This window comes from Mangrovibacter yixingensis (assembly GCF_020523985.1).
Classification (GTDB): domain Bacteria; phylum Pseudomonadota; class Gammaproteobacteria; order Enterobacterales; family Enterobacteriaceae; genus Mangrovibacter; species Mangrovibacter yixingensis.
In genome coordinates, this window is record NZ_JAIVKM010000001.1 from 702,524 (window position 1) to 721,650 (window position 19,127).

Annotated in this window: 12 protein-coding genes; 6 read left to right on the forward strand and 6 right to left on the reverse strand. The window is 53.5% G+C overall.

Annotated elements, in window-relative coordinates; translation table 11 throughout:
• The first annotated feature begins 111 nt into the window (after positions 1-111).
• The gene (locus LC084_RS03380) at positions 112-531 is read left to right on the forward strand and encodes a YbhQ family protein (RefSeq protein WP_226569345.1); all 420 of its coding nucleotides are present in this window, start codon (positions 112-114) and stop codon (positions 529-531) included.
• On the opposite strand, the gene LC084_RS03385 is transcribed toward LC084_RS03380, so the two are convergent.
• From LC084_RS03385 to cecR, 5 genes are read right to left on the reverse strand one after another with little or no spacing between them, the layout of a single operon-like run.
• A complete protein-coding gene (locus tag LC084_RS03385) occupies positions 493-1,596 on the reverse strand; it encodes an ABC transporter permease (RefSeq protein ID WP_226569347.1) in 1,104 nt (367 codons plus the stop codon). The genes LC084_RS03380 and LC084_RS03385 overlap by 39 nt on opposite strands.
• A 6-nt stretch (positions 1,597-1,602) precedes the next feature.
• The gene (locus LC084_RS03390; RefSeq protein WP_404808320.1) at positions 1,603-2,745 is read right to left on the reverse strand and encodes an ABC transporter permease; all 1,143 of its coding nucleotides are present in this window, start codon (positions 2,743-2,745) and stop codon (positions 1,603-1,605) included.
• Positions 2,732-4,477 carry an ATP-binding cassette domain-containing protein gene (locus tag LC084_RS03395; RefSeq protein WP_226569351.1) on the reverse strand — a complete coding sequence of 582 codons (1,746 nt, stop codon included), beginning with the start codon at positions 4,475-4,477 and terminating at the stop codon, positions 2,732-2,734. Before LC084_RS03395 ends, LC084_RS03390 begins: the two co-directional genes overlap by 14 nt.
• Complete coding sequence (gene hlyD, locus LC084_RS03400) at positions 4,477-5,466, reverse strand: secretion protein HlyD (protein WP_226569352.1); 990 nt, start codon at positions 5,464-5,466, stop codon at positions 4,477-4,479. The genes LC084_RS03395 and hlyD overlap by 1 nt, the downstream gene beginning before the upstream one ends.
• A gap of 11 nt (positions 5,467-5,477) precedes the next feature.
• Positions 5,478-6,149, reverse strand: a complete 672-nt coding sequence (cecR, locus tag LC084_RS03405; protein ID WP_226569354.1) for a transcriptional regulator CecR — start codon at positions 6,147-6,149, stop codon at positions 5,478-5,480.
• Positions 6,150-6,410: 261 nt separating this feature from the next.
• On the opposite strand from cecR, the gene rhlE reads away from it, so the two are divergent.
• The 3 genes from rhlE (at position 6,411) to ybiB (ending at position 11,108) form a co-directional block, all read left to right on the forward strand.
• Entirely contained in the window at positions 6,411-7,775 is a 1,365-nt protein-coding gene (gene rhlE, locus LC084_RS03410) for an ATP-dependent RNA helicase RhlE (protein WP_226569356.1), read from the forward strand.
• Between the two features lie 165 nt (positions 7,776-7,940).
• Complete coding sequence (gene dinG / locus LC084_RS03415; protein ID WP_226569358.1) at positions 7,941-10,133, forward strand: ATP-dependent DNA helicase DinG; 2,193 nt, start codon at positions 7,941-7,943, stop codon at positions 10,131-10,133.
• A 3-nt stretch (positions 10,134-10,136) separates the two neighbouring features.
• Positions 10,137-11,108: a DNA-binding protein YbiB gene (ybiB, locus tag LC084_RS03420; RefSeq protein ID WP_226569360.1), complete on the forward strand. Its 972-nt coding sequence runs from the start codon at positions 10,137-10,139 to the stop codon at positions 11,106-11,108.
• A 372-nt stretch (positions 11,109-11,480) separates the two neighbouring features.
• Here ybiB and LC084_RS03425 read toward each other — a convergent pair whose 3' ends face one another.
• A complete protein-coding gene (locus LC084_RS03425) occupies positions 11,481-12,110 on the reverse strand; it encodes a flavin reductase family protein (protein ID WP_226569362.1) in 630 nt (209 codons plus the stop codon).
• A 113-nt stretch (positions 12,111-12,223) separates the two neighbouring features.
• Here LC084_RS03425 and rlmF point away from each other — a divergent pair, with 113 nt between their 5' ends.
• Together rlmF and LC084_RS03435 are read left to right on the forward strand one after the other, a co-directional pair.
• Positions 12,224-13,165: a 23S rRNA (adenine(1618)-N(6))-methyltransferase RlmF gene (rlmF, locus tag LC084_RS03430; RefSeq protein WP_226569364.1), complete on the forward strand. Its 942-nt coding sequence runs from the start codon at positions 12,224-12,226 to the stop codon at positions 13,163-13,165.
• A 447-nt stretch (positions 13,166-13,612) separates the two neighbouring features.
• A complete protein-coding gene (locus tag LC084_RS03435) occupies positions 13,613-19,078 on the forward strand; it encodes an autotransporter outer membrane beta-barrel domain-containing protein (protein ID WP_226569366.1) in 5,466 nt (1,821 codons plus the stop codon).
• Positions 19,079-19,127 lie beyond the last annotated feature (49 nt).

Here is a 19,127-nt window from a genome sequence, read left to right on the forward strand (position 1 = left end):
CTGTGTGCAAATAAAGTGTAGTGTTTGTCACAAAAAACTGGCGGGATACGGAATTTTCCGTAAAGTGCGGTACTCTGATTAGTAGTCAAAAAATCCATCAGGAGAGAAGACATGAAATGGCAACAACGACTTCGTGTCGCAACAGGCCTGAGTTGCTGGCAAATTATGCTGCATTTGCTGGTTATAGCTGTGCTGGTTTCCGGCTGGATGAGTAAGTCCCTGGTTCAGGTTGGCATTGGTCTGTGTCTGTTATACACCCTGACTTTAGTGATGATGCTGGCTTTACAGCGTTTTCACGATGGTTGGTTAAGGGAGTTGGGTGATTTTCTCGAAGAGCTCACCACCACATGGTATTTTGGTACGGCGTTAATTGGCCTGTGGCTGTTATCCCGTGTTTTTCAGAGCCATCTGGTGCTGGTGCTTGCCGGCGTGGTTATCCTCGCCGGGCCTGCAGTTGTGTCGTTGCTGGCGAAAGACAGCAAACGGCACCGGTCAGGCGATTTTTCTGCGAAACATAGCGTACGCCGCTGAACCGGTTATGGCCGTTATAACTAATAACGGCCATAAGCTTTGCCACACAATACTGAAATCCGCATCCTTCAGGTAAATCTCTTTGGTGATATCGGTGAAATGCCGAATCGGGTTTACCCACGTCAGGTCTTGCAACCATACAGGCATATTCTCTACCGGGGAAACATACCCGGAAAGCAAGATTGCCGGCATCATAAATACAAACACGCCAATAAACGCCTGCTGCTGGGTTGAACACAGCGACGAAATCAGCAAGCCGAACCCCACCAGTGATAACCCATAAACCAGCATAGTGAAATAAAACAGCAGCAGAGAACCGGCAAAGGGGATCTGGTAAGCCCATATCCCCACGCCCAGTACAATTGATGCCTGAAAACAGGCGACAATTAATGCTGGTACCGCTTTGCCAACAAAAATCTGCCAGGTAGCAAGCGGTGAAACCAGCAATTGGTCCAGTGTGCCTTGCTCGCGTTCGCGGGCAACCGACAGTGACGTCACAATCATCACGCCTATGGTAGTAATCATGGCAATCAGCGAAGGAACAACAAACCACTTGTAGTCCAGGTTCGGGTTATACCAGTTACGTATCACCAGTTCACTGTTGTTCTGTTTCTGCCCGTTAAGCAGCGATTGCTGGTAATCATTAATTATCTGTTGCACATAACGGGCCGCAATTTGCGCACTGTTTGAATTGCGCCCGTCCAGCAGTAACTGCACTTGTGCGGGGGTTAATTGGTCCAGATTACGGGAAAATGTGGGCGGGAAACGTACCACTAACAGCGCCCGCTGGTTATCAATCACATCACGAATTTGCTGTGGGTTGTTGAGTAGCAGAATATGGGAAAACGCTTTTGCCTGCGCAATACGCTGAGTCAGTTCAACCGAGTGTTTGCCGTTATCTTCATTATAAATAGCGACAGTTGCATTGGTGACTTCGAGTGTCGCGGCAAACGGAAAGAGTACAACCTGGAGAATAACCGGCATTATCAGGATTGCACGGGTTTGCGGCTCTCTTAATAACGACTGTAACTCTTTACGGATAAGCGTCCACAAGCGATGCAGCATAATGTGTTACTCCCTGTCGAGCCGGCGGCTGGTTTTCAACAATGTCAGCCCAATAAACACGACTGCTGAAGCAATTAAAAACAGCACATTGACCACCAATACCGAAGCAATATTACCCGCCAGAAACAGTGTTTGCAGCGTGCTGACAAAATAGCGGGCAGGAATAATGTACGTCACGGCACGAATAATGGCAGGCATGCTGTCTATCTGGAATATAAAACCAGACAACATAATCGATGGCAAAAAAGCCGCGTTCAGCGCAACCTGCGCGGCATTAAACTGGTTACGTGTCAGCGTGGAAATCAGCAGGCCCATACCCAGAGTGCTCAGCAAAAACAGGCTGGTAATAAGAAACAAAATCAGCAGTGACCCGCGCCAGGGAACACCCAGAATAAACACCGAAACCAGCATACACAGCAACATAGCCAGCATACCGAGAAAGTAATAAGGAACCAGCTTACACAACAGTAATTCAGTGCGAGTGACTTCGGTGGACAATAACGCTTCCATGGTGCCGCGTTCCCATTCACGGGCAATCACCAGTGAAGTGAGAATTGCGCCAATAACCGTCATGATAATAGTAATCGCGCCAGGAATAATAAAATGGCGGCTGATAGCGGCCGGGTTGAACCAGTAACGGGTTTGTACATCAATCAGGGGTTCGAAGGTTTCACCACGGTCTTCGGCGCGTTGCTGTTGCCAAATTTGCCAGATACCCTGGGCATAAGCCTGCACAAAATTGGCCGTATTGGGTTCGCTGCCATCCGTTATCACCTGAATGGGAGCCGTATCGCCAGCGCGAGCCATTTGTGCGGCAAAATTCACTGGAATGGTAATGATGCCGCGTATTTTCCCGGCCTGCATCAGGTCAATTAAATGCTGGCGGTTATCGCTTATTGTTGGGGCAATAAAAGGCGAAGCACTAACTGTATGCGCAAAAGATAGCGCCTCTTCACTTTGTTGCTCCAGCAATACGCCCACATGCAAGCGGCTGGAATCCAGGTTAATGCCATAGCCGAAGATAAACAGCAGCATGAGCGGGATAACTACCGCAATCAACCAACTACTCGGGTCGCGAATAATCTGGCGGGTTTCTTTAATGCACAGCGCTCTCACGCGATGCCAGGCAAGGATGCTATGGGTGGACACTGGCATGCTCCTTATCCCATTGGTGAATCAGTTGAATAAATGCCTGCTCCATGGTTGGGTCGGGCATTTCATCACTGGCGGCGCTGGCTTTAAGCGCATCCGGGGAACCACTGGCAATTAATTTCCCACGATAAACCAGCCCGATACGGTCACAATATTCGGCTTCATCCATAAAGTGAGTTGTGACCATCACGGTGACACCACGTTCCACCATGCTGTTAATGTGCAGCCAGAATTCGCGGCGGGTGAGGGGGTCAACACCGGATGTCGGTTCATCCAGAAACAGAATGTCCGGCTCATGCATTAATGAACAAGCCAGGGCAAGGCGTTGTTTAAATCCAAGGGGCAGGGCATCGGTTGCCTGATTTGCGACTGCCTGCAAGTTGAATGCATCGGTCATGCGCTGGATCTTTTCTTGCTGGCGTGCGCCGCGTAAACCGTAGATCCCGGCAAAAAAACGCAGGTTCTGGGTAACGGTCAGGTTGCCATACAGCGAGAATTTCTGTGCCATATATCCCAGGTGCTGGCGGGCTTTGCCTGAACTGGTTTTTAAATCCATATTGAGCACTAACGCCTGGCCATCGGTAGGGACCAGCAACCCACACATCATTTTAAATGTTGTGGATTTTCCGGCACCATTCGGCCCTAATAAGCCGAATATTTCGCCACGTTTTACCGCGAAGTCAACGTGGTCAGTTGCGGCAAAATCACCAAACTTCTTGGTCAGGTTGCGGGCCTCAATCACGGTTTCTCCTTTACTGCCTTGCACCTGGTGCAAAATAGCGCCCAGCGGGGATTCCCGCGTTTTGGTGCCACCTAGCAGGTCAATAAAGGCATCTTCAAAACGTGGCTGAGTTTCCCGAAAGCACGTTTCAGGTAACGATAATGTGTTGGCGAGTTCAGGAATAGCTGAGGGTGTATTGACAATCAGGCGAACCGAGTGGCCCTGAATCATTCCGTCGCTTACGCAAGGCTGGCGCAGTGCTTGTTGAAGCAGCGGGCGATTTTTCCCCTCTGGGCTGGTAACAAGCCAGGTGCGCCCGGCGATTTGTTGGGTCAGAGCATCTGGCGTGCCCTGGTACAGCCGTTCACCTTCATTCATTAACAACACTTCCCGGCATTGTTCCGCTTCATCCAGGTAGGAAGTGCTCCATAAAATCAGCATGCCGTCATTAGCCAGCTCATGCACCATACGCCACAATTCACGCCGAGAAATAGGGTCAACACCCACACCGGGTTCATCCAGCAACAGCACGCTGGGCTGGCCAACCAGGGTGCAGGCCAGCCCCAATTTTTGTTTCATACCACCAGAAAGTTTACCTGCAAGGCGTTTGGTAAATGGCCCAAGATCAGTAAATTCAAGTAACTGGTTAAATACCTGTTGGCGTTGTTCACCACGAACACTGCGTAAATCGGCGTACAAATTCAGGTTTTCCATCACCGTTAAATCTTCGTACAGGCCAAATTTTTGTGGCATATAGCCCAACATGCTGTGCAACTGTGTATCGTCACGAATGGGATCAAGGCCCAGCACCTCAATCCTTCCCTCGCTCGGGGTCAGTAACCCGGCAAGCATGCGCATCAGCGTGGTTTTACCTGCACCATCGGGCCCGACCAGGCCGGTGACGGCACCTGCGGTAATTTCCGTATTCAGGCTGGCAACGGCGGGGCGGTCGAGCCCCCGAAAACATTTGACGACGTTCTCCAACCTGATTGTCGCCGCCTGGCTCATTACTGCTCTCCCTCAAACCGAATGGTAACAGGCATCCCCTGGCGTAATGTATCGTCGGGGTGGGTGACAATAATACGTAACCGGTACACAAGGTCAGTTCTCAAGTCGGGGGTTTCTACTGTTTTCGGGGTGAATTCTGCAGTGGGTGAAACGAAACCAATTTTGCCCTTCCACGGGTTCCCAGGGCGGCCATCAATATAAATCAGCACATTGCGCCCAGGCACTGCTTGCCCCAGGTTTTTCTCATCAACATAAGCGCGCACCCAAACCGGGCGGGTTAATGACAATGTCAGAACAGTGCTACCCGCACTTAACATCGTGCCGGGTTCTACTGCGCGTGTCAGCAGCGTGCCATCTGAGGGCGCGGTGAGTACCGTGTCGTTTAAATCCAGTTGTGCCTGTGCAAGGGCCGCCTGGGCTTGCTCCAGGCTCGCTTTAGCCTCAGCAATTTCCTGTGGGCGGTTACCAGCCTTGTACTGGCTAAGTTTATCTTCAGCGGCTTTCAGGTTGGCCTGCGCTTGAATACTTGCTGAGCGTGCATTGGCTAAATCATCGGCGGAGTTGACCCGTTGTTGCCACAGCGCCTGCTGGCGCTGGTAATAACGTGTGGCATACTGGGCTGCGGCCTGCGCCTGTTTCACTGCGGCTGCCGCCTGGGCGATTTCTTCACTGCGGTAGCCTGCCATCACCAGGTCATATTTTGCCTGTGCGGCATCTTCGTTGGCCTTAGCCTGCGCCAGTGCGATGCTGTAAGGCTTTTTATCCAGCATACCGAGTGTTTCACCGGCAGAGATTTTATCACCTTCATCGACATTCAGTTCTTCAAGCCGCCCACCAACCCGAAAACTCATGTTAACAGTACGAATATCAACATTGCCGTAAAGTGTCAGAGTGTCATCCTGGTGTTGCTGATACCACCAGACTCCGGCACCTGCCACAATCAGAACAAATAAAATCACAGCGGCTATCAGTGGCTTGCGGTGTTTCATGCCAGCGTTCCTCAGTGTTGAGACAGTCCGTATAAAATGAAATCAATATGCGATGCAATAACGTTGCTAATCAGCCCAACTTTTTGATTATCAAATTGTGTCCAGCCCATGCGCAGTAAAATTGTTTCGCGCCCAAGGCGAAAGGCGAGGATTTCGCCCAATAAAGCATGGGTGTGCAAAATAGTGTCGGTATCCAGCGGGTCGCGGCCACAGTAACTGGCAATTAATGCACACAGATGATCGTGCATCGGCGAGATAACCTGGTCGTGAATCAGGGTATAAGCGGAGGTAGGGGAAAGTTGTTCACGGGAAATAAACTTACTCAGATTAAGCGTTTCATCTGAGGTCAGCAATTTGCACATATGGCCACAGGCCAGGTGAATTAACTCGCGCACGGCTGATTTATCGGGTTGCTCCTGGGAAAGTAATTGCACAGCAGAAGCAACATGTGGCCGAAAATTATGACTGATAAAATCCGCTATCCACTGCGCACAGGCCATATACAGCTCTTCTTTAGAACCAAAATAGTAAGTAATGGCAGCAATATTTTGGTCTGCCTGTGTGGCAATATCGCGAGTGGTTGCATGCAAACCAAATTCACCAAACTGGGCAATTGCGGCAGTAATTAATTGGTTTTTAGCAAGTTCACCCCTGGAGGTGACGGGCGTATTCGTTGTGTTCATCACCAGACTCTTTAAAACTTAATCAATCATTTGATTAAGTTTATGTCATCTTTTGGTATCCGGCTACTGGCAGCTTTTTATTTTGTAGATATTTCTGTTCGCGGGAATTTATGCAGCACGAAGGAAAAGCTGCTACACTCCGCCGCTTCATGACACTGTGGTTGTGTCACTGTTGTTTGGCTAAGGGAACCCCCTTGCCACGAAAACGACGATCCCTGGAACTACGCCGTAAACTGCGGGCAGGGTGAGTGAGGAGTTGTTATGTCTTTTGAATCACTCGGGTTAAATCCGGCAATTTTACAGGCAGTAGCTGAACAGGGTTATAGCGAGCCAACCCCAATTCAACAACAAGCGATCCCGGCAGTGCTTGCCGGGCGCGATTTAATGGCTAGTGCACAAACTGGCACCGGGAAAACCGCCGGGTTTACCCTGCCATTACTGCAAAAATTATCCCAGTCTCCGCACACGCTTAGTGGCAAACGCCCGGTACGAGCCCTGATTCTGACCCCTACCCGGGAACTGGCGGCTCAGGTTTGGGAAAATGTGCGTGCCTACAGCAGCCACCTGAAACTACGTTCACTGGTGGTATACGGCGGCGTCAGTATCAACCCGCAAATGATGAAGCTACGCGGCGGTGTCGACATTCTGGTTGCCACACCGGGGCGCTTGCTGGACCTGGTGCATCAGAATGCTGTCAGCCTGGACAAAGTTGAAGTGTTGGTGCTCGACGAAGCAGACCGCATGCTGGATATGGGCTTTATCCATGATATTCGCCGTGTGCTGGCAAAATTACCGTCGAAACGCCAGAACTTGCTGTTCTCTGCAACCTTCTCCGATGACATTAAACATCTTGCTTCCGGGCTACTTAAAAACCCAGAAGTGATTGAAGTTGCACGCCGTAATGCGCCTTCAGAGCAGGTAACACAATATGTGCATCTGGTGGATAAAAAACGTAAGCGTGAATTGTTGTCTCACCTGATTGGTAAAGATAACTGGCAGCAGGTACTGATTTTTACCCGTACAAAATACGGTGCCAACCACCTTGCGGAACAACTGAATAAAGACGGCATCAGCGCTGCGGCTATTCATGGTAATAAAAGCCAGGGGGCGCGCACCCGTGCACTGGCTGATTTTAAATCCGGCGCAATACGTGCGCTGGTGGCAACAGACATTGCCGCACGCGGGATTGATATTGAATCACTGCCTTATGTCGTTAACTACGAACTGCCGAACGTACCGGAAGACTACGTACACCGTATTGGCCGTACCGGGCGTGCTGCTGCAACCGGGCAGGCAGTGTCATTAGTGTGTGTGGACGAACACAAACTGTTAAAAGACATTGAGCGGTTACTCAAACGCCCAATACCGCGTATGGCGATTGAAGGCTATGAGCCAGACCCATCAATTAAAGCCGAACCGGTGGAAGACCGCCAGTCGCGTGGCCGCCGTGGTGCGGGGCAGGGGCGTGGTAGCCGCCCTTCAGCCGGAGCACCGGCGAAGAAACGTAACTCCCGGCCAGAAAACCGTGGTGCTAAACCTGAAAATGCCAACGGCAAACCAGCAAACCGCCCGGCAAAACCCCGCCGCCCACGCCCGCCAAGAAAAGAGAGTGGCAACGGCCAGTAATAGTCTGCCACAGTAAGTTATCTCCGGCCTGTTGGCTGCTTCCGGCAATTCTGGTTCACGGAATTGCCGGCTCTCTTCCAGTAAACCATTTTGCTCTAAAAAGCAGTTCAGCCAGCCACGAAAAAATGCCACAATAGTGGTTGTTTATACAGTACAGGAACTGCAATGGCCTTATCAGCGGCACAAAAGGCGCAAATAGCCGCATGGTACAAAGCGCTGCAACAACAAATTCCCGATTTTATCCCTCGGCCTCCCCAGCGGCATATGATTGCCGAAGTGGCAAAAAATCTGGCGGGTGATAGCGGCAGGCATTTGGTTATTGAAGCGCCCACCGGTGTAGGTAAAACGCTCTCCTACCTGATTCCGGGTATTGCCCTTGCCAGAGATGAAAAAAAAACGCTGGTGGTCAGCACTGCCAACGTCGCATTGCAGGATCAGATCTACAGTAAAGATCTCCCCCTTCTGAGCAAAATAATCCCTGAATTGCGTTATACCGCGGCATTCGGCCGTGGGCGTTATGTTTGCCCGCGTAACCTGGAAGCGCTCGCCAGTGATAACAGCAACCAGGGCGACTTGTTGGCCTTTCTTGACGATGACCTCACGCCGAAAAATAAAGCGGAACAACAGCGCTGTGCGGCATTAAAAAAAGACCTCGACAGTTACAGTTGGGATGGCCTGCGTGACCACACGGATAAAGTCATTGATGACGGCTTGTGGGCGCGCCTGAGCACTGACCGCGCTGGTTGCCTTGGCAGCAACTGCCGTTGGTACCGGGAATGCCCATTTTTTGTCGCCCGCCGTGAAATTCGTGAAGCGGAAGTCGTGGTGGCGAACCATGCGCTGGTTCTGGCGGCAATGGAAAGTGAATCCGTGTTACCAGAGCCGGACAATCTGCTATTAGTGCTGGATGAAGGCCACCATATACCCGAGGTCGCCCGTGATGCACTTGAAATGAGTGCTGAAATCACGCCGGGCTGGAGCCGTTTGCAACTGGATCTGTTTTGCAAACTGGTCAATACCTGTGTGGAACAATTTCGCCCCAAAACGGTGCCGCCACTGGCAACACCAGAGCGCCTGGCAAACCATTGTGAAGAAATCACTGAACATCTTGCTGGCCTGGTTGCACAGTTTGATTTAGCGCTGCCTGCCACAGAAGAGGGGGATTACCGTTTCCCCATGGGGGTTTTGCCCGAAGATGTCATGGCGCATTGTGAGCGCCTGGCAAAACTCACAGATGCACTGCGTGGCCTTGCCGAATCCTTCCTGAATGATTTAAGTGAACGTACCGGGCAACATGATATTGTGCGGTTGCACCGCTTGATTCTGCAAACCAACCGGGCTTTTGGGCATTTTGAGGCTCAGAGTAAATTGTGGCGGCTGGCAGCTATGGAAAAAGCCTCTGGAGCACCGGTATCAAAATGGTTTACCCGTACTTTCCAGGATGGCCAGGCACACCTGTTTTTTCATTGCGTCGGGATCCGTGTCAGCGACCAACTTGAGCGCCTGCTCTGGCGGCAAATCCCCCATATTGTGGTGACGTCGGCCACATTGCGTTCACTGAACAGTTATACACGTATTCAGGAACTCACCGGGTTGAATGAAAAGCGGGGGGATACCTTTGTTACCCTGGACTCCCCATTTAACCATGTTGACCAGGGGCGCATTGTTATTCCCCAAATGCAAACCGACCCACAGCCAGCAACAGAACGCCAGCATATTGCTGAAATGGCGGCGTTTTTCCGTGAGCAACTCAAGGCAGGCAAGCATAAAGGGATGCTGGTGTTATTTGCCAGCGGTCGCGCCATGAATATTTTCCTTGAAGCAGTGCAGGACTTGCGCCTGGTGTTACTGGTCCAGGGGGATCAACCCCGTTACCGGCTGGTGGAACTCCACCGTAAACGGGTAAGCCTGGGGGAAACCAGTGTGCTGGTGGGGTTGCAGTCTTTTGCCGAAGGCCTGGATTTGAAAGGTGAACTATTAAGCCAGGTGCATATCCATAAAATCGCGTTTCCTCCCGTGGACAGCCCGGTAGTGGTTACCGAAGGGGAGTGGTTGAAAAGCCTGAAACGCTACCCTTTCGATGTGCAAAGCCTGCCCGGTGCTTCCTTCACGCTGATTCAGCAAGTGGGCCGGTTGATTCGTAGCCACAGCTGCTGGGGGGAAGTCGTGATTTATGACCGTCGCCTGCTGACAAAAAACTATGGTAAAAGACTGCTGGATGCGTTACCTGTATTTCCTATCAGCCAGCCTGAACTTCCTGAACTCCCGCGTTCTGCTAAGACGGAAAAGCGGGAAAAACCGGAAAAAAAACGCAGGCGCTCACCTCGCAAGGCGCTGGAAAAACCAGGCAGAGAGTAAAACATGGATTACCGTAAAATTATCAAAGAAATTGGCCGGGGAAAAAACCATGCCCGGGATCTGGACCAAGAAACCGCTCAGGCGTTATATGCCGGTATGTTGCGTGGCGATGTACCAGACCTGGAACTGGGTGGGGTATTAATTGCTTTGCGTGTGAAAGGCGAAGGCGAAAGCGAAATGCAGGGCTTTTACCAGGCCACCAGGGCGCACACAATGCAACTTTCAGCCCCTGCAAACCGGCCATTGCCCATTGTTATTCCCAGCTATAACGGCGCACGTAAGTTACCGAACCTGACACCGCTTCTGGCACTATTACTTTCCCGGCTGGGCTTTCCGGTTGTGGTTCATGGTGTGAGCGATGACCCTGGAAGGGTTATAACTGAAACCTTGTTTTCCATGATGGGCATAGAAGCGGTGCATTCCCGTGGCCAGGCTCAGGCGGAGCTGGAAGGCGATAAACCAGTTTATATTCCGGTCAGTGCATTGTGCCCGCCACTGGCTACGCAACTGGCACTGCGCTGGCGCATGGGGGTACGTAACAGTGCCCACACCCTGGCAAAATTACTAACACCGTTCCCGGAAGGGGCTGCATTGCGGCTTTCGAGTGTCTCGCACCCGGAATATTTATCCCGCGTGAGCCAGTTTTTCCAGACAATAGGTGGCCAGGCGCTGGTTATGCACGGAACGGAAGGGGAGGTTTACGCTAACCCGTTGCGTTGCCCGCAAATTAACTGGGTGAATGCACAAGGTGAGCAGGTAGTTTATGCACGCCAGGCAGAAGTCATCCCGGCACCTGTTTTCCCTTCAGGTAAAGACCCACAACTGACAGTTGAGTGGCTAACACGTTGCTTGCGTGGAGAAGAACCTGTTCCTGAATCCATCCAGGTTCAGTTGGCATGTTGTTTACTGGCGGCAACAGAGGTCGCTACTCTGGAAGAGGGTTTACAACGGGTAAGGCAGTCAATTCAGGGCTAAAGGCGTGTAAAAATGCCACCGCACAGGCTCTGGGCCAGCAATACGGGTTACTGGAAAACAGTAGAAGCATGGCGGTGGTTGGCCTGATGTTCAGGCAAAGATAAGGGCAAATAACAATAGGGTAATACACGGAGCCAGGCACCCATATAACTAGGGGCAGGCTCATAAGAGCCTGCCCCAACAACGTCTGTACGCAAATAGCGATGGTGGAAAACCCCCTGTTAAATACAGGCGTTTCCGTGCAGGTACGTCTTTATATGTATTGTCTTACTCTGTTGGAGCTATTATCGCAGCCTTTTGGTAAGCATTAACAGGTAAAAACCTTGTTGTAGTTATTCAAAAAAATTGAATGTAACAATTCGGGCGAATTTATCACTGGCGATCATCGGGCCGAATAAGATCAAATCTCAATGATTCATCAATACCATAATAAGCACTCGGGCCACCGGCCCGCATAACCGGATGCGCTTTTGCTGTTTGGTAAATACCCTCTTCCAGCAGGTGAGCGGCAATATGCACCGCAACCACTTCCCCTAACACCAGCCAGGTATTCAGCTTCTCTTCTGCGGCATTCGTCAGTTGTATGCACTGGGTCAGTTTGCATTCAAAATTAACCGGGCTTTCGCTGACTCGGGGTACGGGTACTCTGCGCGAAGGTGCAGCAGTTAACCCGGCAAGGGTGAATTCATCTACACCGGCAGCTACCGAGGCGGATGTTTCATTCATGGCGCTGGCAAGCTCGCGAGTAACCAGGTTCCAAACAAAGTGCCCGGTACGGGTGATATTCTCCACACTGTGTTTCCAACCAGAACTGGCAAAACCAATGATTGGGGGTTGGTAATTGAAACAGTTAAAGAAGCTGTAAGGTGCAAGGTTGGCCACCCCTTGTTCATTTACCGATGAAATCCAGCCTATCGGCCGGGGGCCAATTATTGCGTTCAGTGGGTTATGGGGCAAACCATGCCCATGTTCAGGCTCATAATAGTAGCTTTCAGCAGTCATTTTTCTGGCCAGTTTGTTAACAGGTGATAACAGGCTAGCACAAGGTATATGGCTTGCACTTTACCTTGTTATGCTGAACGCGTATCTTACGCGCCCGGACACAAGGAGCCAGGATGAAACAGATTGCTGAAAAAACGCAGTTGCACCCGCGTAACCGCCACCAGGGCCGTTATGATTTTGACCGCCTGATTCAGGCTTTACCCGAACTGGGGAGCAAAGTAATACTTTCACCTCGCGGGGAAAAAACGGTTAATTTTGCTGACCCCGAGGCGGTTAAAATGCTTAACCGTGCATTGCTGGCGGCGGATTACGGCATTCAGCACTGGGATATTCCCGCGGGTTTTTTGTGCCCGCCAGTGCCTGGCAGGGCCGATTACATCCACCATCTGGCTGATTTATTGGCTCAGACAGGTAAACAGGGTATACCGCACTCCGCCAGTCTTCTGGATATTGGTACCGGGGCGAATTGTATCTACCCGCTGATTGGGCAGCATGAGTATGGCTGGCGTTTTACCGGAACAGATACCAGTAAAGAAGCGCTGAGCCATGCCCAACAGATTATTCAGGCTAACCCAGGCTTAAGTACCCGGATTCGTTTGCGTCGCCAAAAAACACCCGGCGCTATTTTTTCTGGGGTGGTTACCAAAACAGACCGTTTTGATGCCACGCTATGTAACCCGCCTTTTCATGCATCAGCGCAGGCGGCTCAGGAAGGTAATACCCGCAAGCGCAAAAACCTGGGGCTTAAAGATGCCACTCCGGCACTTAATTTTGGCGGGCAGCACAATGAGCTATGGTGCGAAGGAGGAGAACTGGCTTTTATTCGCCAGATGGTAGACGAAAGCCGTAATATTGCCCGGCAAGTATTATGGTTTACTTCATTGGTCTCTAAAGCGGAACATATGCGCAGTATTGAACATGCCTTGCGTGATGCGGGTGTGGCTATTGTGGTGAAGCAAGCTATGGCACAGGGGCAAAAACAGAGCCGCTTTGTGGCCTGGAGCTATTTATCCCCGGAAGAACGCCAGGCCTGGGCCAACAAATGGCATAAATAAAAGTGGTAAAGCGTGGGGCAGTTCTGCCCCACATTACGCCGTTTTATTCGTTATTTCTTTTGAGTTTCATCAGTATTACCTTGTTATTATCACCGTCAGGTGAGTTTGGCCTTACATCAGTAATAAAAACCCACGTATTTAATATACCCGCCAGCATATTCACTCTTTAATATTTTCAAATTTTGTCTGAATGGTAAATTAATTATTTTCAATTATAAATTTGAAAAATAAGGAAATTATTCTTTATTTTTTTGTGCTGATCGCCCGTAACGATCAATCTCTTAAAATTGATCGATCACTTATGGCGATCAATTTTTCAATATTGATCGTTATTTACCTTTCTCCCCTTAATTTTTTGCGTGCTTTGGTCGCTTCTATTATCAGACGCCGGGGCGTCTCCCCGGCTGTGGTTTTTGGCCCGCGGCCCCACAAATTAAGGACAGTTTGATGAAAAACAAAACCGCAACACTGAGTGCGCTTTCTGTGTGCATATCTCTGGCGCTGAACGGCCAGGCGATGGCACAAACCCCACCCCTTACAGGCACAGTTCCTGCAGACGCCGTGGAATGCCCGGCAGACCTGAGCCTGCTCACCCGCGAAGAGCTGGCCGCCCTGCCGGAGCAGTGCCAGTTACCCGAAGAGGAAACCCCCGCACAGGCTTCCGGCAGTGAACTGCCCGGCTGGATGACCGACCAGACCACCCTGTTAGCCGGGGGCGGTGCCGCTGCCCTGGCTGCCACCATTGCCATTGTGGCGGGTGGCAGCAGTGGCAGCAGTGGCGGTGGCAGTGATGACGGCGACCGTAACGAAGGTGGTGACGGAGGCGATGACGGCAACAACTACGAAGAGTGGGAAATTGGCAACCAGCTGGACGGGGATAACCAGGAAAACACCCTGGAAGGTAACACCAGCGCCGGAGACGGGGAAATCGGCAACCTGGTCACCGGCAACAACACCGACAACACCCTGGAAGGCAACACGGACGTCACCGAAGGCGGTAAAGGCACGGTGGTGGACGGCAACAACACCAGCACCACCAATGAGGGCGACATCAATGCCAGTGGTGAAGGCTCGGTGGGGCTGGAAGTGAACGGCAACGATGCCACTGTCACCAACAACGGCAACAATAACGTGGGCGGTGGCAGCACCGGGGTGAACGTGAACGGCGACAATGCCACCGTGAGCAACGAAGGCAACAGCACGGTAACCGGTGGCGGCACCGGCACCCAGATCAGCGGCGACAACGCCAGTGTCACCAACACCGGGGAAACCAGTGTCAGCGGCGAAGGTTCGGCGGGCACGGTGGTCACCGGGGATAACGCCAGCGTCAGCAACGAAGGCAACAGCACGGTAGCCGGTGGCGGCACCGGTACCTGGATTAGCGGTGATAACGCCAGTGTCACCAACACCGGGGAAACCAGTGTCAGCGGTGAAGGCTCGGTGGGGCTGGAAGTGAACGGCAACGGTGCCACTGTCAGCAACAACGGTAACAACAACGTGACCGGCGGCGGCACCGGCACCCAGATTAGCGGCGACAACGCCAGTGTCACCAATACCGGGGACACTGATGTCAGCGGCGAAGGTTCCACCGGGATCGCCATTACCGGGGACAACAGCGATGTACAACTGGGCGGTGACCTGTGGGTAACCGGCGGGGCCACCGGGGTGCAGGTGGATGGCAACAACGCCGCCCTGGAAAACCAGGGCAATATCACCGTGCAGGGTGACGGCAGCACCGGGCTGGTGGTGACCGGCTCCGGTGCGCATTTCAGCAACCAGGGCGACATGCATATTTCCGGCAACGGCCTGGGGATGGCGCTGGAAGGTGACGGCTTTAACGTGAACCTGGGCGGCAGCATTACGGTGGATGCCGGTGAGCAGCGTGAGGCGGCAGACGGGGTGAAAATCACCGGGCATAACGGCACGCTGGTGGTCAGCGGCAACCTGAACCTGACGGATGTGGCCATGACCCTGGCGGGAACCCGGCCGGACCAGACCGGGCTGGCAGTGCAGGGGGATAACAACCAGGTGACCATCAGCGGTGCGGTGAATCTTAGCTACCAGGGCCTGGTCAGCACCCAGCCCCATGGCAGTACCACCCAGACCGGGGTGCAGGTGTCGGGGAGTGGTAACCATATTCTGATAAACGGCGGCCTGAATGTGGACTACCGGGCGGAAGACGGTGGTGGTTCGTCGGCCTCAAGGCAGCATAATCTTTACGGCCTGCAGGTAACCGGCACCGGCAACACGGTGACACTGAGCGGGGAGTCCAGTTATCTGCATGATGGCGCTACGCCCGATAGCCGTACCATGCGTTATGTGGATATAAATGGGGCGGGCAACCGGTTAATCCTGGATAAGGATTTTGCTTTCACCTACACCTCTGCCAACAAAACATATGCGAATGCGTTTCTCGGTGCCTTGAGTATATTCTCTCTGACGAATGGTGCGCGGATGGATAACCACGGTGAGCTGGCTTTCGAACAGGGGTTTACCTGGGGAGTAAGTCTTGACGGAGGTTCCAGCCTGTATAATAACGGCACACTGCGTTTCCGGCCAAATAAGGACAACGGAGAATATATTGCCAGTTCGTTGGTACGCATCGACAACTTATCACTGATGCATAACGATGCAGACGGCCTGCTGGATGCTGTCTCGGTGCGGGATTCACGAAGTTCCACTGGTGGTTATTCGTCAGGTCTATATATTAATTACTGGACAGGGCTGTACGGCGTGGGGGTGGGAACTAACTCCACATTTATCAATGACGGTACCGTGCAGGTCAGCGGCCAGGGGGCCCACGGTGTGTCTGTGGGGCGTAACGGCCTGGCCGTCAATAACGGCCTGATAACCCTGAACAGTATGTCGAACGACCTGGATGAAGACGGCAACCTGTTAACCGAAACCGGCCTGCACCTGACCGCGCAGAACTTCCGCCGCGGCACGGCGATGCTGGCGAACTTTGCTGGTGCACAGGCAGTGAATGCGGCCGGTGGTGAAATCCGGGTGCATAACGCCGGGATGGGGATGGTGGCGAATGACGGTACAGCCCTGAACCAGGGGACCATCACCCTGACGGTGGATAACGATAATACAGATGGCCTGTATGCCATGGCGGCCATCGGGAGTGGTATTGCCATTAACGACACCACCGGGGTGATTAACATTAACACTGACCTGGGCCAGGCATTTTACACTGAAGGCAACGGTCAGGTGTTTAACTTTGGTACGGTGAACTTTTACGGCAGCCCGATAAATAACGGCGACCCGAACTGGGGCGCCTCTACCAGTGAATCTGATTATGCCGTTATCACCACCCCGGTGCTGACGGCAGAGGGGGAAACCGGTAGCTGGAGCGGTGAGACCCGGCCCTGGCTTCTTGTTCAGGATACCGCCAATTATGGCGATGCCACCTTTGATGGTGCGCTGGAATTACTCCCTGGCAGCAACATCTGGCTGCACAACTTTGGCAACCTGTCGGCCACCGCCCTTACTGCGGGAAACCTGAACAACGCCGGTACTCTGGTGGTGGACGGCCAGCTTTCTACCTACGGATGGCTGCACAACGCTGGTGAGCTGTCAGCCACCACCCTGACGGCGGAGGGCCTGAACAACACCGGTACCCTGAATGCCGGCAGCCTGACGGTTGGCACCCTGCTGAACGGCGGTGAACTGACCGGCGACCTGCAGGTGACGTCCATGGGGGTGAACCTTGAAGGTGGAACCCTGAACGGCAATGTCCATGTCACCGGCAGCAATTTTCGAAATGACGGTACGGTGAACGGCACCCTGCGTGGCGGGGGGGCCAGCTATAACCTGGTGAATAACGGCACGGTGGTGGTGAGCACTTCCGGGGATGCCGGTATGAAAAATGCCAACCTGTACAACAGGGAAGGCGGGCATATTTATAACGGGGTGCAGGCCACGGCAGAGAACGCGGGCACCAGTGCGCTGATGTCTGTCAGCGCAACGAATGGTTCCCCGGCCATGGTGAATGCCGGAACGCTGACCGCGACTGACGGGTATTCTGCGATGCGGGCGGCCTGCACCACCTGCACCAGCCAGACATGGATGACGAACACGGAAAGCGGCGTGATAAGCGGGGTGATGGATGCCGGTATCAACCGTTCCCTGGTGTCTGCCGGGCGGGGGTATCACTTCTATAACGCCGGTGAAATCACGGTGCAGGGTGATAATGCCGTTGCCGTGGATATGGGGGATTCCGCAGACTTACCCCGAGTCCTGGTCAATGACGGTGTGATTAACGTTGGCCGGGAAAACGGGGGGGAAGCCAACGGCACCGGGCTGACCGGGATAATGGGCACGGCGGACAACACCACGTTCTACAACAACAGCGGTGGCGTGATTAACCTCTGGGCGGACAATTCCTGGGCGTTTAACGTGAAGGGAACGCTGTATAACTTCGGCGATGTGCTGCTTCACGGTGAAAACACGCTCCTTTTCCACCCGGACAGCACTGCCCCGGTCACCGAAGGTAATGACCATGATGCGCCATCGGTAGGCACCGGCCCGGATATCAGCACACCCAACCCACCTACAGTGCCCACCGCACCCACTGAAAACGGCGCCAGCCTGGTCAACAACTATGTTATCGGCACCAATGCAGACGGCACGGCGGGGAAACTGGGGGGCAACAACCTGCATATCGACAGCACGGTGACCATCAGCGCCGGGTTTACGGCGGGCACGGCAGCGAAGGAAGTCACCTTCAGCGATGTCTTCACCGGCAACAGCATCAGCGGGGCAGAGAACATCGGTTCACAGACCGTGGTGTGGAACGCACAGGGGTATAACAACGCCGACGGCAACGTGGACGTGACCATGACCAAAAACGACTACGTGGCGGTCATCAGTGACCAGCGCGTGGCGGGCGTGGCAGCGGCGCTGGATAACGGCTACACCAGCAACAGCCTGTACAGCAGCCTGAACGTGTCCACCTCTGCCGAGCTGGACCGGGCGCTGAAACAGGTGTCCGGTGTCCAGGCCACGGGCCTGAACAAAGAAGCGCGTATTCTGGGCCAGCGCTTCACCCGGCTGGCGGCCGAATCCCCGGTGGCCACCGACAGCGGCCTGTCGTTTAACGTGGTGGCCAAAGGCGACAAACGGACCGAAATGGCCAACAAAGTGACCTACGACATGGTGGCGGTGGGCCAGCGCTTTGACAGCGGTTTTGGGGAGCTGGAAGCGCACTACGGCATGGCACGGCTTTCCGGCAGTGGCGGCAACGCCATGAGCCGCGCCGGGGATAACGGGCTGACCGGCGGTTACAGCCAGTTCTTCGGGCTGGGCCACCACCTGAGCCTGGGCGACGGTCTGGGCTGGCACAACAGCCTGCGTTACGACCGCCACCAGCTGGACAGCCGCCGCGACATCCGCTTTGAAGGGGTGCGCAACAGTGCGCGCAGTGACGTGCACATTCAGCAACTGGCGCTGCGCAGTGAAGGGGCGAAAACCCTGAACCTGGGCGACAGCCTGAGTGTGAAACCGTTCGCCGGGGTGGCGGTGCGCCACCAGATGACAGGCGGCATGCAGGAGCGCGGCGCAGGTGATTTCAACCTGAGCATGAGCCGTTACACCGAAACGGCGGTGGATGCGGTAACGGGCCTGCGGGTGAACTGGGCAGGGGAAAGTGGCTGGGGTGCCCATGCCCACCTGGAAGCGGGGCCGAACCTGGCATTCAGCCGCCAGGGGCGCACGGCAAGCCTGGCAGGTGCATCGGGGCAGCAGTTCCGGGTGGAAGACGGCAAGCGCGGTGGCGGGGTGAACAGCCAGGCCACGGCGGGCACGAACTACCGTCAGGGCAACCTGGATATCGGTGCAAATGCGTTCCACTGGCGTGAGGACGGCGCACAGGACAAAGGCTTCCTGTTAAACCTGACCCGCTATTTCTGATATAAACCACCCGTAATGGGGCGGTAATAACAAAGGGCGCGGCCATTAC